12 protein-coding genes are annotated in these 14,909 nt (G+C 64.4%); 4 read left to right on the forward strand and 8 right to left on the reverse strand.

All coding sequences use genetic code 11. From position 1 onward, the window contains the following. Positions 1-71: 71 nt before the first annotated feature. The gene (gene rsmD / locus FJ967_RS08325) at positions 72-629 is read right to left on the reverse strand and encodes a 16S rRNA (guanine(966)-N(2))-methyltransferase RsmD (protein ID WP_140731237.1); all 558 of its coding nucleotides are present in this window, start codon (positions 627-629) and stop codon (positions 72-74) included. Further along, a complete protein-coding gene (locus FJ967_RS08330; protein ID WP_140731238.1) occupies positions 626-2,659 on the reverse strand; it encodes a pseudouridine synthase in 2,034 nt (677 codons plus the stop codon). The genes rsmD and FJ967_RS08330 overlap by 4 nt, the downstream gene beginning before the upstream one ends. Before the next feature lie 180 nt (positions 2,660-2,839). Between FJ967_RS08330 and FJ967_RS08335 the strand changes: the two genes are divergently transcribed. After that, a complete protein-coding gene (locus FJ967_RS08335; protein ID WP_140731239.1) occupies positions 2,840-3,289 on the forward strand; it encodes a nucleoside deaminase in 450 nt (149 codons plus the stop codon). 36 nt (positions 3,290-3,325) lie between these two features. Here FJ967_RS08335 and FJ967_RS08340 read toward each other — a convergent pair whose 3' ends face one another. From FJ967_RS08340 to FJ967_RS08350, 3 genes are all read right to left on the reverse strand, one after another. Then, positions 3,326-4,003, reverse strand: a complete 678-nt coding sequence (locus FJ967_RS08340) for a hypothetical protein (RefSeq protein WP_140731240.1) — start codon at positions 4,001-4,003, stop codon at positions 3,326-3,328. A 202-nt stretch (positions 4,004-4,205) separates the two neighbouring features. Then, a complete protein-coding gene (gene ileS, locus FJ967_RS08345; protein WP_140731241.1) occupies positions 4,206-7,190 on the reverse strand; it encodes an isoleucine--tRNA ligase in 2,985 nt (994 codons plus the stop codon). A 316-nt stretch (positions 7,191-7,506) separates the two neighbouring features. After that, positions 7,507-8,319 carry a MipA/OmpV family protein gene (locus FJ967_RS08350; RefSeq protein WP_140731242.1) on the reverse strand — a complete coding sequence of 271 codons (813 nt, stop codon included), beginning with the start codon at positions 8,317-8,319 and terminating at the stop codon, positions 7,507-7,509. Between the two features lie 201 nt (positions 8,320-8,520). Here FJ967_RS08350 and FJ967_RS08355 point away from each other — a divergent pair, with 201 nt between their 5' ends. Further along, complete coding sequence (locus tag FJ967_RS08355) at positions 8,521-9,075, forward strand: HdeD family acid-resistance protein (RefSeq protein WP_140731243.1); 555 nt, start codon at positions 8,521-8,523, stop codon at positions 9,073-9,075. 1 nt (position 9,076) lies between these two features. On the opposite strand, the gene FJ967_RS08360 is transcribed toward FJ967_RS08355, so the two are convergent. Beyond that, entirely contained in the window at positions 9,077-10,057 is a 981-nt protein-coding gene (locus tag FJ967_RS08360; RefSeq protein ID WP_140731472.1) for a bifunctional riboflavin kinase/FAD synthetase, read from the reverse strand. 6 nt (positions 10,058-10,063) lie between these two features. Next, entirely contained in the window at positions 10,064-10,924 is an 861-nt protein-coding gene (locus tag FJ967_RS08365; protein WP_140731244.1) for a TIGR01459 family HAD-type hydrolase, read from the reverse strand. A 259-nt stretch (positions 10,925-11,183) separates the two neighbouring features. On the opposite strand from FJ967_RS08365, the gene FJ967_RS08370 reads away from it, so the two are divergent. Together FJ967_RS08370 and FJ967_RS08375 are read left to right on the forward strand one after the other, a co-directional pair. Beyond that, positions 11,184-13,169, forward strand: coding sequence for a TadE/TadG family type IV pilus assembly protein (locus FJ967_RS08370; protein ID WP_181175708.1), 1,986 nt, complete (start codon positions 11,184-11,186; stop codon positions 13,167-13,169). A gap of 203 nt (positions 13,170-13,372) precedes the next feature. After that, positions 13,373-14,005 carry a LysE family translocator gene (locus FJ967_RS08375; protein ID WP_140731245.1) on the forward strand — a complete coding sequence of 211 codons (633 nt, stop codon included), beginning with the start codon at positions 13,373-13,375 and terminating at the stop codon, positions 14,003-14,005. A gap of 13 nt (positions 14,006-14,018) precedes the next feature. Here FJ967_RS08375 and FJ967_RS08380 read toward each other — a convergent pair whose 3' ends face one another. After that, on the reverse strand, positions 14,019-14,882 hold the full coding sequence (locus FJ967_RS08380; RefSeq protein WP_246675221.1) for a dienelactone hydrolase family protein: 864 nt from the start codon (positions 14,880-14,882) through the stop codon (positions 14,019-14,021). Between the last annotated feature and the right edge of the window lie 27 nt (positions 14,883-14,909).

A 14,909-nucleotide genomic window follows, 5' to 3' on the forward strand; every position in this document is an offset into this window, starting at 1 on the left:
GGCGACAAGCAAAGTGAATTGTTGGCCATGTTGCCGGCAAAGGCGGCGGCAAAGAGGCGTCGCGCGCCGGCTTATCGGGCCGCCTCGATGAAGCGGATGACGGTCTCGCCATAGCCGCGCTCGTCAAGCACCGAAAAGCCCGGACCGGGATCGAAGGGCGCGGACGCCGTCTCCTCGACCACGCAAAGCGCGCCGGGGCGCAGCCAGCCGCCATCCCTGGCCGACTGCAGCGCGCGCTCGCCAAGCCCCTTGCCGTAGGGCGGATCGGCGAAGACGAGGCCGAAGGGCGCAAGCGTGCCAGCCTCGCCAAGGGCGGTCGCGTCGCGGCGGAAGATCTTGGTGCGTCCCGTCAGGCCGAAGGCCTCGACATTGTCGCGGATCAGGCCGCGGCCTTCCGCCGATTCCTCGATGAAGACACCGTAGGATGCGCCGCGCGACAGCGCTTCCAGGCCGAGCGCGCCGGTACCGGCGAACAGGTCGAGCACGCGCGCGCCGTCGAGCTGCCCGGCGAAGCGATGCGCCAGCACGTTGAAGACCGCCTCTCGGGTGCGGTCGGTCGTCGGGCGGATGGCGCTGCTGCGAGGCGTCGCCAGCGGACGCCCGCGAAACTCACCGCCGACGATCCTCATCTTGTCCGGGGACCCTTGGGACCGCGCGGACGATCGGCGCCACCGTCAGGACGCTCGCCGCGCGGCTTGCCGAACGGCTTGGCACCGCCCGGCTTGCCATAGGACGGCTTGAACGAGGCCTTGCGCGCCTTGTTCTCTGCCGCCTTGGCAGCATCGGCTTCCGCCCTGCCCTTGCCGATTGGCCGTGCGCCCGGCGCCATCCAGACATTGGCCTTGCGCTGGCCCGGCGGCTCGATCGGCCGCTGTTCCCGCTCGGACTTCTTGCCGCCACCACGCGGTTTGTCACCGAAGCCGCCGCGGGGCTTATCGCCAAATCCGCTGCGCGGCTTGTCGCCGAATCCGCTGCGTTCGGGCTTTGGGCCGCGATCGCCAAAGTTCTTCTGCGGCCTCTCACCTCTCTCGGGACTGGTCGACAGTTTGCCCAGCGCTTCGTCGCGGCTGCCCTCGCGGCGTTTGCGATTCTTGATCAGCCCACCCTCACCGATCGGCCGGCGATCTACGCCATCGCGCGCGAATTTCGGTCGCTCGGTCTCTTCCTGGCGTGGCTCGGTGCGCCGCACCGGCCTGTTGGAAAACGGCTTGTTGATCTCGGCGTCGAAATTGGCCCCGGATTCCTCGATCAAGCGTTCGCCCAGCTGGTCGCGCAGGACCTTGCCCTTGATCTCCAGCACATGGCCTTCGGGAAGGTCTTCGAGCTGAAACGGGCCGTAGGAAATGCGGATCAGCCGCGTCACGTCGAGACCGATCGCCCCGAGGATGTTCTTCACCTCACGGTTCTTGCCCTCGCGCAGGCCGATCGTCAGCCAGGCGTTGGTGCCCTGCTCGCGGTCGAGACTCGCCTCGATGGCGCCATAGAAGACGCCGTCGACGGCAATGCCTTCGCGCAGGCCGGCCAGTGCGCTTTCCTCGACCTTGCCGTGGACGCGTACGCGGTAGCGGCGCAGCCAGCCGGTGGCCGGCAGTTCGAGCACCCGCGACAGGCCGCCGTCATTGGTCAGCAGTAGCAGGCCCTCGGTGTTGATGTCGAGCCGGCCGATGGTCATCAGCCGCGGCAATTCCGCCGGCAGCACGTCGAAGACGGTCTTGCGGCCTTCCGGGTCGCGGTTGGTGGTGACGACGCCGGCCGGCTTGTTGAACAGGAACAGCCGCGTGCGTTCGATCGGCGGGATTTCCATGCCGTCGAGATGGATGATGTCGCTGGGCATGACGTTGAACGCCGGCGAGGCCAGCACCTTGCCATTGACCTTGACGCGGCCGGCAGCGATCAGTTCCTCGGCGTCGCGGCGCGAAGCCAGCCCGGCACGCGCCAGCCGCTTGGCGATTCGCTCGCCGGCTTCTTCCGGTGCTTCGGCCGGCCGCGGGCGCGGCTTGAAACCGCCGCCTTGGGGCCGGTCGCCGAAATCACGCTTGGGGCGGTCCCCGCCGAAGTCGCGCTTGGGACGATCCGCAAAGTCCCGCTTCGGACGGTCACCGAAGTCGCGCTTGGGACGGTCGAAGCGCTTCTCACCACCCTCGACGGCTGCCTGAGCCGGACGGTCGCCACGCGGTGCATATGGCTTGCGCGGACCTTCGCGCTTCTCATAGGGCTTGCGATCGCCTTCCGTCGCCATCGGACGGTCGCCGCGCGGCGCATAGGGTTTGCGCGGACCTTCGCGTTTCTCATAGGGCTTGCGATCGCCCTCCGACGGCATTGGACGATCGCCACGCGGTGCATACGGCTTGCGCGGCCCCTCGCGCTTCTCATAGGATTTGCGCTCGCCTTCCGCCGCCATCGGGCGGCTGCCGCGTGGCGCATAGGGCTTGCCTTCAGGGCGCGGTCCCTTGTGGAACGGCTTGTCTCCGCTCTTGAAGTCGCGCTTCGGGCGCTCGCCTTCGGCCGCTGCCGGCCGATCGCCACGCGGGGCGTAAGGTTTCTTGGCGCCAAAGGATGGCTTGCCGCCCCTGTCGCCTCGCGGAGCCGCGGATTTGTTGCGCGGTCCCTTTTGGCCCGGGCCTTTTGGGCGGGGGGATTTCTTGTCGCTGTCGTCCATGTGGCCTTTGTCCGTTTGCGCTGCTACAGCGTGGCGCATCCGTTCGGCGCGCAACGAACGCTGTAGCACTTTTGATTTGGCGCATGATCACTTCCGAAAATCGAGTCCGATTTTCGGGCTGATGCGCTCCATAACAGGATCGCCGCCGGGTGGCGAGGAGATAATGGGAAGGCAAACCGCTTGAATCGGCCCGATTTCATGGCCCTGGCGCTGCAGGAGGCCGAAGCTGCGGCCCTGCGTGGCGAAGTGCCGGTCGGCGCGGTCATCGCCAATGGCGACATGGTCGTTGCCAGGGCCGGCAACCGCACGCGCGAGCTTGCCGATCCTACAGCCCATGCCGAGATGCTGGTGATCCGCGAGGCCTGCGGCAAGATCTCGAGCGAGCGGCTCACCGGCCATGATCTCTACGTGACGCTCGAACCTTGCGCCATGTGCGCCGGCGCGATCTCCTTCGCCAGGCTGCGGCGTCTTTATTTCGGTGCAACGGATGAAAAGGGCGGCGCCGTGGTCAGTGGCATTCGCTTTTTCGCGTCGCCAACCTGCCACCACACACCCGATGTGTATCCAGGCATGGCCGAAACCGAAGCGGGCCTGCTGTTGAAGGGTTTTTTCAAGGGACGCCGAGACTGAAGCAAAGCCGCCGCAAAATCAGCGGCTCGACTGCTCCTACAGGGACGGCAACCAGTCGAACCAGCCGCTCTTCTTGCCCTCGGCCTTTGCCTTGAGGGCGCGTTCCTTCTTGTACTCGTCTTCGCCGAGTTCGTTCTGCGGCGCGGCATCGGAAGCGACGCGGTAAGCCAAGGGCGGTTCGCTGAGATATTTGCGCGTGGTCGGGTCGCCCTGCTTGCCGTCGGCAAGGCGGCGCTGGATCTCGGCGGCACGGCCCTTGTCGGAATCGGCGGGCGTCCACGCCGGCGGGTGGCTGGATCCTGATTCATCCATCGCCTTCTTCACGGCGGCGGGATCCGTCTGCACATCGTCGACGATCTCCGCCTGGTATGACGGATCGTTCTGGTGCGCAGTAGCGTCAGCGCGCAGGCGCGCGCGGCGCTGTTCCGGCGATTCGGGCCACTCGGCGTTTGCCGTCTGGATGCTTTCCTGCGGCGCAGGCAGCGCTTCCTTCTGGCCGGGGGCCGGCTTCACCAGGGTCGGGCGAGGCTTGTAATCGATCGGATCCTTACGCTTCGGCGCGAAGGAGACAGCGCCGGTAAGATCGCCGGCCAGCTGCTCGGCGGCGGTCTTGTCTGTGCCGTAGGTCGGAGAGCCCATGCAGCCGGACAAGGCAAGGCCCGATGCGACAAGCGGCGCCAGCAGCGCAAGGCGCGCGTTATATCTCTCGGTCATGCCAAAAAGTCCCACTCTAGACAGCCTCTTAATCGCCACCGGTCTTGTGCCCGGTCCCCATCGTGCAAGCACTTGCGACGGAAATCCGGCGACAATTTGTCTTCCGGAGTTTCGCGTGTTTACCTCAACCACTCGTTAAGGGCAACGCACGGTCGGATTTGCCCGCCCATGCGTGATATTTGTGCACTGATATCCAGAGCCGTCAAAGTCGGCCCAGCGCCTTCAATTCATGGAGCACGGCGGCATCGCGCGCCGAAACATCGGGAAACGCCGCATCCAGCCCGACATCGGCGGTGTAGCGCCATGACCGCGCGCATTTGACCAGGCCGCGATCCTGCGCCTTCTCGACCACCACGGCGACGCCCTTGACGTCGTCGAGGACAAAGGCGTTCTGCGGCGCCTGGCCATGGGCAATGACGAGATCGCTGGTGATTGCCATTTCGGCCATGTCGACATCCGATATCGCCGCTTCGAGCGCCGCATCGTTGATCGTCACCACCGGTACGGCCTCCAGCGAGGAGCCGATGACCTTCTGGGCACGCGCGATCTCGAGCGCGCCGGTGACGACGCGGCGCACCTGCCTGACCTTGCGCCATTTCTCCGCCAGCGCCTCGTTCTTCCAATCCGCCGGGATTTGCGGGAACTGGTCGAGATGCACCGAGACGGCATCGGGGTGACGGTCGAGCCAGGCTTCTTCCGTGGTGAAGGGCAGCATTGGCGCCAGCCATTTTACCAGGCAGTCGAAGAGATGGCGCACCACCTGGACCGAAGCCTTGCGCTTCACGCTCGACGGGCCGTCGCAGTAAAGCGCATCCTTGCGGATGTCGAAGTAGAAGGCCGACAGCTCGACCACCATGAAGTCGATGAGCGCGCGGGTGACTCGCTTGAACTCGAAGGCGTCGTAGCCCTGGCGAACCACTTCGTCGAGCTCGGCCAACCGGTGCAGCATCAGCCGCTCCAGCTCGGGCATCGCGTCGAGGGGCACATCCTCACCGTCGTCATGAGCGAGCGTGCCCAGCATCCAGCGGATTGTGTTGCGCAGCTTGCGATAGGCGTCGATGTTGGTCTGCAGCACGTTCTTGCCGAGCCGCTGGTCCTCCCAATAGTCCGTCGTCACCACCCAGAGCCGCAGGATATCGGCGCCGGACTGCTTGATGACGTCCTGTGGCACGACCGTGTTGCCGAGGGACTTCGACATCTTGCGGCCGTCCTCGTCCATGGTGAAGCCATGGGTGACGACGGTGTCGTAAGGCGCCCTGCCCCTGGTGCCGCAGCTTTCGAGCAGCGAGGAGTGGAACCAGCCGCGATGCTGGTCGGAACCTTCGAGGTAGACGTCGGCCGGCCACTTCAGGTCGGGCCGGTCCTCCAGGGTGAAGACATGGGTCGAGCCCGAATCGAACCAGACGTCGAGAATGTCCATCACCTGCCTCCATCTGGAGGCATCGTGATTGCCGAGGAAGCGCTCCTTGGCGTTCGCCGCGAACCAGGCGTCCGCGCCTTCCGCCTCGAAGGCCTCCATGATGCGCTGGTTGACCGCCTCGTCCTTCAGCACATTGCCATCTTCGTCGGCGAAGACGGCAATCGGCACACCCCAGGCGCGCTGGCGCGACAGCACCCAGTCGGGGCGCTCCTCGATCATGGCGCGGATGCGGTTCTGCCCGGCCGCCGGAACGAAACGCGTGTCGTCGATCGCCTTCAGCGCGCGGCTGCGCAACGTGGTGCCGTCGCCGAGGTCCTTGTCCATGTAGACGAACCATTGCGGCGTGTTGCGGAAGATGACCGGCTTCTTCGACCGCCAGGAATGCGGATAGCTGTGCTTGAGGCGGCCGCGCGCGAACAGCGCGTTGCGCTTGATCAGTTCGTCGATGACGGCCTGGTTGGCGTTGCCCTTCTTGCCGTTGTCGTCGATGACGCGCGCAGCCCCACCCTCGCGGTCCGGACCGAAGCCGGGCGCCTCCTTGGTGAGGAAACCGGCGTCGTCGACGGTGAAAGGGATCGCGGTGTCGATGCCGCGCGCGCGCAATTCGGGCGCGGCATCCATCCAGGCGTCAAAGTCCTCGCGGCCATGGCCGGGCGCGGTGTGCACGAAGCCCGTACCGGCATCGTCGGTGACATGGTCGCCGGCAACCATCGGCACGGGAAACTCATAGCCGCCGCCGAGACCCTTGAAGGGGTGCGAAAGCACAAGGTTTCCAAGCTGTTCGGCGCTGATGCCGTGAAGGCGCTTCAATGTGATCTTGGCCTTGGCCTGGCAGTCCTCGGCCAGCGCATCGGCAAAGATCAGCTTCTCGCCCGGCTGCGGGCCAAACGCATTCTCGGCCGTCTCGACCTCGTAGAGCCCATAGGCGACGCGCGGCGAATAGCTGACGGCGCGGTTGCCCGGGATGGTCCATGGCGTCGTCGTCCAGATGACGACATGGGCATCGAGCAGGTCAAGCGAGCGCCCGCTCAGATCCGGGTCGAGCTCCGCCGGCTGGCCGTCGACGACGCTGGCGACCATAAGGTTAGCCACCGGAAACTTCGCCCAGATCGTGTCGGACTCGTAATCCTGGTATTCGATCTCGGCCTCGGCAAGCGCCGTGCGTTCGACGACACTCCACATCACCGGCTTCGAACCGCGGTAGAGCTGGCCGGACATGGCGAATTTCAGCAATTCGCCGGCGATGCGCGACTCCGCATGGAAAGCCATGGTCGTGTAGGGGTTCTTGAAGTCGCCGATGACGCCGAGCCGCTGGAACTCGCCGCCCTGCACCGAGATCCAGTGCGCGGCGAACTCGCGGCACTCCTTGCGGAATTCGTTGACCGGCACCTCGTCCTTGTTCTTGCCCTTGGCGCGGTACTGCTCCTCGATCTTCCATTCGATGGGCAGGCCGTGACAATCCCAGCCGGGCACATAGTTGGAATCATAGCCGCGCATCTGGAACGAGCGGGTGATGACGTCCTTGAGGATCTTGTTCAGCGCATGGCCGATATGGATGTTGCCGTTGGCATAGGGCGGGCCGTCATGCAGCACGTATTTCGTGCGGCCCGCGGCACTCTCACGCAGCTTGCGGTAAAGATCCATGTCCTGCCAGCGCTTGACCAGCACCGGTTCCTTCTCCGGCAGGCCGGCGCGCATCGGAAACTCCGTCTGCGGCAGATAAAGGGTCTTGGAATAGTCGATCGTTGATTGGTTTTCGTCGGTCATTGGTCTGCCATGTGCATGCCGGGCCACGTGGCTTGCGGCGTGAATTCTGTTTTACACGCATGCCGATTTCCCAAAACCGGGCCCATTTCCGGGCGGCATGCCTTGATGATCCGGCCTTGATGATCTGGAAAAGCGCGAGAGGCCGCGCGCAGGATTCCCGGCAGTTCCAGCAGCCTTCAGGCTGCAGGGAACACCGGGCTGGTAATTCGTATCGCGACCGCGAATGCGCCGGTAATTTGCGTCATCCCGGGGCTTTTAGCCGATGCCGCGGCAGGAATAAAGCGTGGAGTTGAGGCCTGCAGCGCTTTGGAGGCGGCTACATCTTGAAGTCGAAACGATAGGTGGTCGACACGCCGACCATGAACTGGTTGCGGTCGCCGCGCTCCCTGACCAGGCTGGAATCGGCGGCCGGACCCTCAAGACGCGAGTATTCGCCGAACAGGCTGGCGGTCATCGGATCGGTCACCTTCCAGGTCACGGCGCCACCGAGGCCGACGGATTTCAGGCCGCCCCCGGGATTGTACTGGCTGAGGCCGGAGGCCACGGCCTCCTCGGCGTTAACGCCATAATAGGCATCGAAATAGTTCGCCGAGGCAAACGACACGCGCGGGCCGCCGGAAATCCTGACGGTTGGCGTCACGTCGTAGAAGGCGTCGGCGGCGATGTCGGCGACAAAGCCGTTATGGGCGCGGATGCCATGCCTCAGTTCGGCGCGCGCGCGCATCCAGTCCGTTGGATAGAATTCGAAGAAGCCGCCGACTTCGCCGCCCCAGCGGACCGGATCGAGGCCCTTGAGCTCGTCGGCATCGCCGTCGTCACGCGAGAACAGGAACTTGCCGGTCAGGCCGGCACGAACGCCGCCATCGTCGACGAGCGCCAGCGATATGTTGTCGTTGCGCGACGTAAAACGCGCCTGGGGGCCGACCTTGCCCAGCGAAATGATCGGCTGGGCGCTCAGCATGTACTTCTTGCCGCCCTCGAAATCAGGCGCTACCAGGCCGGTGGCGCCGACCGTCAGATACCAGTCGCCGGACAGCCAGCCGAAAGCGCCATCGCCGGCCTCGGCCGCGCCTGACGTCGCCAGCATCACAGTAGCCAAGGCTACAGAAATCTTCCCGACCGGACTCATGGTCACTCCACTAACACGATACGACTGTCCCGCGGCGACAGCTTTGACGAGGCTTTGGTAAAATTTGGTTTAAGGATGAGACATCCGGCTCGCATTCCCTAAACCATTGGGCCCACACTGCCCGGCCCGCATCGGCTGGACGCGGATCGGCGCCGAGGGTAACCTCCTTGCATGCTGGCGGTCCTCAACGGAGGTGGCGACATGACCTTGCGCGGCGATGCACTGGAGAACGTGATCGGCAAGACGCGCGACAAATGGGGGTGGTTTGTCGGGCTTGGCGTGTTGCTGCTGATCCTCGGCGGCATCGCCTTCGGCAATCTGTTCATCGCCACGGTGGCTTCCGTCTATGTCGTGGGATGGCTGATGCTGGTGGCCGGCATCATCGAAATCATGCACGCTTTCGGGGTCAAGACCTGGGGCCGCTTCTTCTACTGGCTGCTCAGCGGACTGCTCTATGCGGTCGCCGGATTCTTCGCTTTCGACAATCCGCTGCTGGCCTCGGCGGTGCTGACCTTCCTGCTGGCCGTCGCGCTCGTTGCTTCCGGTGCGCTGCGGGCCTGGGTCGGCTACAGCCACCGCCCGGAGCGCGGCTGGGGCTGGATCGTCGCGGCGGGCGTCATCAGCGTGATTGCCGGCCTGATCATCGCCATGGGGTGGCCGGTCAACAGCCTGTGGGTGCTCGGGCTGTTCCTGGCGATCGACCTGATCTTCCAGGGCTGGACCTTCATCGCGGTCGGCCTTGCGCTGAAAAAGTAGCTCAGAACGCCACGGATGCGTCGAGACCCGACAGCGGCCGGACGGCGCCAAGCAGCGCGCGGGCCTCGGCTTCATCGCGTTTCATCTGCACGACCAGCGCATCGAGCCCGTCGAACTTGATCTCGCTGCGCAGGAAGCCGAAGAACGAAACCTCGCAGGTCTCGCCATAGAGATCACCGGAAAAATCGAAGACGAAGGTTTCCAGGAGCGGCGCGCCGTTGTCGTCGACCGTGGGGCGACGGCCGAACGAGGCAACGCCGTCATGCAGCGTGCCGTCGGCACGCCGGAAGCGGACGGCATAGATGCCTTCCCTGAGGGTGGCTTGCGCGGGAAGCCTCATGTTGGCTGTGGGAAAGCCGAGCGTGCGCCCGAGCTGCTGGCCGCCGATAACCTTGCTTTCCACGGTAAAGCGGTAGCCGAGCAGGCCGGCGGCCTCGGCCACCTCTCCCTCGCAAAGCAAGGCACGGATGCGGCTCGACGAAACCACCTCGGCGCCTTCGTCGCGAAAGGCGTCGACAAGGGTGACACCGAAGCCATGGCGCTCGCCGGCAGCCATCAAATAGGCCGGCCCGCCCTGGCGGTCCTTGCCGAAATGGAAATCGAAACCGGTCACGGCGTGAGTGACGCCCAACGTCTTGTCCAGCACATCGGTAACGAAGGCTTCCGCCGACAGCGAGGCGAAGTCACGCGTGAAAGGCTGCTCGACGAGCGCTGAAAAGCCGAGCAGCGACAGGAGCCGCGCTTTCATCGGCGGCGGCGTCAGGACGAAAAGCGGCAGGTCTGGCTTGAAAACCGTGCGCGGGTGCGGCTCGAAGGTCAGCACCAGGGCCGGCACGCCACGCCGCCCGGCCTCGGCCAATGCCCGTTCGAGCACCGCCTGGTGGCCGCGGTGGACGCCATCGAAATTGCCGATCGCGACGACACCGCCGCGCAGATCGGCGGGCAGCGGCGCGATCGTCGAAAGATGCTGGAACGCGACCATTGCCACCTACTGCAGTCTTGCGATGACGGCCACCGGACGATAGCCGTGCCGCTCCAGGAAGAGCCCAAGCCTTGCCGGATCCGGCCGCGATGGATCGCCGTAGTCGCGGGCATGGATGCCGCCGGAAACGTAGAGAACGTCGAAGCCATTGTCGGCCGCGCCCTTGACGTCGGTCATCATGCCGTCGCCGATGGCCAGTATCCGCGACCGCTCGACCGGGCGGCCGACGATCTCGGCGACCTCCTTCATCGCCACCTCGTAGATAGGCGCGTAAGGCTTTCCGGCGATCAGCGTACGGCCGCCAAGCTGCGCGTAGTCGCGCGCGAGCGCGCCGGCGCACCAGATGATCCGTTCGCCGCGTTCCACCATGATATCGGGATTGGCGCAGATGAACGGCAGGTTCCTGGCGCGCAACCGGCGCAGCAGTTCCGTATAGTCCTCGGGCTTCTCGGCCTCGTCGTTGAACAGCCCGGTGCACACGACGCCGGCGGCCTCGAACTCCTCGACCAGTTCGACATCGAGGCCATCATAGAGCGTCAGATCACGCTCGGCGCCGATGTGGAAAATCCTGCGTGGCCCTTCCGCGATCAGGTCCCGGGTCACGTCGCCCGAGGTCACCACACGGTCATAGGCCGACGGCGGAACCCCGATCACGCTCATCTGCGCCACGACATCGGCACGCCGGCGCGGCGAATTGGTGATCAGAACGACCGGTATGCCGGCCTCCCTTGCCGCGGCCAGGGCTGCCGCGGCCGCCGGAAAATGCCATTCGCCATTGTGCACCACGCCCCAGACATCGCAAAGGATTGCCGAATAGGCCTTCGACACCTCTTCGAGCGAGCCGACGATTTCAGGCGAATCCGCCATGCCGTTTCCTTCAGTATGATCGTTGCGGGTGCGGCAGCCGACGGTTCGCCGCAGCCGGTTCGAATTATCCGAACCGGCCCATGCTGTCATCAGCTTTCGCCCGGGCGGGCACGAATTGCGGCGAGGCGGCGGCCGTCGATTGGTTAGCGGTTGGTGAAGCCACGACCAAGCAATCGACCGGATTCCCAAACCGGTCCTTCAGCGTTTTGTGGAAAGTTGGCGCAGACCTGAGAATCCGTCGGCGGGGGCCGCTGCAAGCATGTTTGAAATCTGGCGTCAGTTTCGCCGCGACAGACGCGGCAACTATGCTCTTATGACCGTTGTGGCGATGGTGCCACTGATGGGCGGGCTGGCGATTGCGGTCGACTTCACGGAAATGAACCGTGAAAAGCAGATGGTGATGAACGCGCTGGACGCCGCCAACTTCGCCACCGCCCGCCGGCTGACGGAAGGCGCAACGGACGATCAGTTGAGAGCCTATGCGCTCAACTTCTTCAACGCCAATCTGAACGATATCGATCCCGCCAGCGCGACGCTCAATGTCACCTTGCCGAGCAACGCCACCGGCGGCGGCCTGCTCACCATGACCGCCCAGCTGAATTACAAACCCTATTTCTACCCCGCCTTCGCCCAGCTTGTCGGGAAATCGGCAACCGAAGCGAACCAGAGGCTGAGCTTCAACGTCACGTCGCAAGTGCGACTGAAGAACACGCTGGAAGTTGCCCTGGTGCTCGACAATTCCGGGTCGATGACCACGCTCGGCACAGGCTCTGGGCAAAAGCGCATCGATCTTCTCAAAACGGCTTCCAAGCAATTGATCGACACGCTGGCCCAGCAGGCGGCCATGATCAAGCAGGTCGACAAGCCGGTGCAGTTCGGCCTCGTCCCGTTCGCCGCTTCGGTCAATGTCGGCCCGGCCAACGGCAACGCGTCCTGGATGGACACGGAGGGCCTGTCGCCGGTGTCTAACGAGAATTTCGACTGGTCGACGCTGAACGCCGCCGACAAATATGCCCAGCAGACCAACGGCATCTGGTATAAGCGTGGCACCGGCTGGGGCAGCGAGGAAGGCCAGATGCTGACCCGCTTTTCGCTCTACCGCGACATGCAGGTCGTCACCAACCACGAGCGTGTCAAAAGCAGCAAGCGGGTGGTTTGCGACGCCTACAATTCGAACAGCACCTGCGCCCGCAGCCACGACGAATATGACTACATCGATTCCTACGGTCCGTTCGCCAGCTGGCAAGGCTGCGTCGAGGCCCGGCCTTACCCCTACAACGTAAACGACGCCACGCCATCCGGCGGATCGGCCAATACCGGCATAGGTGTCGGCGATCCGGCAACCATGTTCGTGCCCATGTTCGCACCGGACGAGCCGGGCAATCATTGGAAGATCACCCAGGATCCCGACGAGGCCGCGCCGGTGACCTACGGGGCAGTCAACAGCTGGTGGAACGACGATCCATCGAGCAGCACGGGCCAGTCGCGGTTGCGCAACATGGCCAAATATTTCCAGCCGCGGCCGATCAATGCGCCCGCACTGCCTGCCGGCAACGGGCCGAATTACAGTTGCACCACCAATCCGATCACGCCGCTGACCGATGTCAGCGTCGCCGACGGACTGACCTCGATCAAGGCGGCGATCGACCTGATGCAGCCCAATGGCGGCACCAACGTTCCCGAGGGCATGGCCTGGGGCTGGCGGGTGGTCTCGAGCGGCGAGCCGTTCACGCAAGGGCGCCCGGAAGTCGAAAAAGGCAACGACAAGGTCGTGATCGTGCTGACCGACGGCGCCAACACCTACTACACGCCTTCCTCGCTGGGCTATTCCGATCCCGCCGACTCCAAATCGACCTACTCGTCCTACGGCTATCTGAACCCCGGCTACAACGGCACCTCGGTCGGCCGCCTGTTCATGGGCACATCGAGCGCCATCGGTCAGTTCGACTATTCGAACGGCAACTACACGAACGCGCTCAACGAGCAGATGGCGACGCTTTGCAGCAACGCCAAGGCAGCCAACATCATGGTGATGACCGTGGCGCTCGACCTGTCGACGACCAAGACCAGCGATCAGCAGGCGATCGAGGCGCTGAAATCCTGCTCGTCGAATTCGCGCTTCCGCAAGGATGCCACGGACCCGAGCAAACCGGCGAAGCTGTTCTGGAATGCCACCGGCGCCAGCCTGGCAAACGATTTCAAGGAAATCGGCAACGAACTGTCGAACCTGCGCATCGTCGGCTAGATCGATTCCAGGGAAAGCCGGTAGCGGTTTTCCCGGCAAAGGCGCGGCACTTTCCCTACGGATCTGCGTGAAAACGAAGTCCAGGACGACCTTGCTGGCGCAACGCCTTGGCGCGCCAAGCTCTTGCGGCCGTCTGTCGCGACAGGCACATATTGGCCGCTCGCTTGGTCGCACATCCATCGCGGCGTGCTGGGGAACGTACAATGCCCGATACCGCCAATCACCTTGCCTTCGCGGTGGTCTGCCTCGGTATGGTGCTGACGCCCGGCCCCAACATGATCTACCTGATATCGCGCTCGCTCTCGCAAGGGCCGAAAGCCGGACTGATCTCGCTCGGCGGGGTTGCCGTCGGTTTCCTGTTCTACGTGCTGTCGGCCGCCTTCGGCATCACCGCGCTGCTGCTTGCCGTGCCTTTTGCCTACGATGCGCTGCGTCTTGCCGGCGTGCTCTATCTCCTGTGGCTTGCCTGGCAAGCGGTGAAACCGGGCGGACGTTCGCCGTTCCAGGTCCGCGAACTGCCTAAGGACAGGCCCCGCAAACTCTTCGCCATGGGCCTGATGACCAATCTGCTCAATCCGAAGGTCGCGGTGCTTTATCTGTCGCTGCTGCCGCAGTTCATCAGCATCGACAAAGGCCATGTCCTGTCGCAGTTGCTGGTGCTCGGAGCCACGCAGATTTCGATCAGCCTGACCGTCAACGCCATCATCGCTGTGACCGCCGGCTCGATCGCCACGTTCCTTGCCGGCCGTCCATTGTGGCTGATGATCCAGCGCTGGATGATGGGTACGGTGCTGGCCGCGCTGGCGGTCAAGATGGCGACCGAAGCGCAGCGCTGAGAACCCACCCGGGTCAACCGCCGAAAACCTGCTTCAGGAAGGCGTGCACGTCGCTTTCCGATTGACCGGCGGCAGCCGCATTGTACTCCACCCGGTGGCCATAGGCCTCGACGCTGGTCTTGAACTCCTCGGCGTCGAACGCATGCCGGGCGCCGTGGTAGACGTTGAGCTGCACCGGGGCGCCGTCACCCTTGCGGCGCGCCATCATCTCCCGGCATTTCCGCACCGGGCTGAAATCGTCGAGCTCGCCGATGAGGATCAAAGTCGGCACGGCCATATCGCCGCTCGCAACCGAGCAGTTCGGATAGTAGGCGACCGCCGCCCGGAATTTGTGCTCCATCAGCCGTTCCGCGCCACCAAGCTGCTCTGCCTCCAGCGTTGCGATGCCGCCGGCGGAGAACCCCATCAATGCGATGCGCCTCGGGTCGACGAAACTGTCCTTCGACAACAGCTCCAAGGCGCCGTAAGCGTCAAAGACGCGACCGGGAAGAAGGCCATGGCAGGTATCCTTGATGCCGCGGGGGCCGAAGCTGTCGACAACGAGGACGACGTAACCCCAGGAGGACAGCCGCTCGGGCCAAGCCTGTCTGTCATTCGCGAGCAAACCAGCGCATCCGTGGAGAGCGACTATAGCGGGGAACGGGCCTTCACCGGGAGGACGTGTCAGGTATCCGCGGAGCGCGATGCCGGGAACAGGTTTCGCTGTCTCGCCTCGTTGCCGAGCATTGCGCTGCTGAAACGGCGTCGGGCCCACCGCCGCGCTGTCAAACTGCACCACCTCGTCGGCTCGGGCACGAGCGGCGTCGAGGTGGCCGGCCAGGCAAAGGCATGCCAGGCCAACTCCTTTGAGCAACTCCAGCACTTTGCCCATCTTCATTCAGGCTTCGACGACCTTTGATCAAGA

The organism is Mesorhizobium sp. B2-3-4 (genome assembly GCF_006442315.1).
In the GTDB taxonomy this organism is placed as follows: Bacteria; Pseudomonadota; Alphaproteobacteria; order Rhizobiales; family Rhizobiaceae; genus Mesorhizobium.

Bases quoted from the DNA above. Each gene is read 5' to 3' on its own strand.
- FJ967_RS08330 (WP_140731238.1), bottom strand. From the start codon at position 2,659: ATGGACGACAGCGACAAGAAATCCCCCCGCCCAAAAGGCCCGGGCCAA.
- ileS (WP_140731241.1), bottom strand. From the start codon at position 7,190: ATGACCGACGAAAACCAATCAACGATCGACTATTCCAAGACCCTTTAT.
- FJ967_RS08375 (WP_140731245.1), top strand. From the start codon at position 13,373: ATGCCCGATACCGCCAATCACCTTGCCTTCGCGGTGGTCTGCCTCGGT.
- rsmD (WP_140731237.1), bottom strand. From the start codon at position 629: ATGAGGATCGTCGGCGGTGAGTTTCGCGGGCGTCCGCTGGCGACGCCT.
- FJ967_RS08380 (WP_246675221.1), bottom strand. From the start codon at position 14,882: ATGAAGATGGGCAAAGTGCTGGAGTTGCTCAAAGGAGTTGGCCTGGCA.
- FJ967_RS08365 (WP_140731244.1), bottom strand. From the start codon at position 10,924: ATGGCGGATTCGCCTGAAATCGTCGGCTCGCTCGAAGAGGTGTCGAAG.
- FJ967_RS08340 (WP_140731240.1), bottom strand. From the start codon at position 4,003: ATGACCGAGAGATATAACGCGCGCCTTGCGCTGCTGGCGCCGCTTGTC.
- FJ967_RS08350 (WP_140731242.1), bottom strand. From the start codon at position 8,319: ATGAGTCCGGTCGGGAAGATTTCTGTAGCCTTGGCTACTGTGATGCTG.
- FJ967_RS08355 (WP_140731243.1), top strand. From the start codon at position 8,521: ATGACCTTGCGCGGCGATGCACTGGAGAACGTGATCGGCAAGACGCGC.
- FJ967_RS08370 (WP_181175708.1), top strand. From the start codon at position 11,184: ATGTTTGAAATCTGGCGTCAGTTTCGCCGCGACAGACGCGGCAACTAT.
- FJ967_RS08360 (WP_140731472.1), bottom strand. From the start codon at position 10,057: ATGGTCGCGTTCCAGCATCTTTCGACGATCGCGCCGCTGCCCGCCGAT.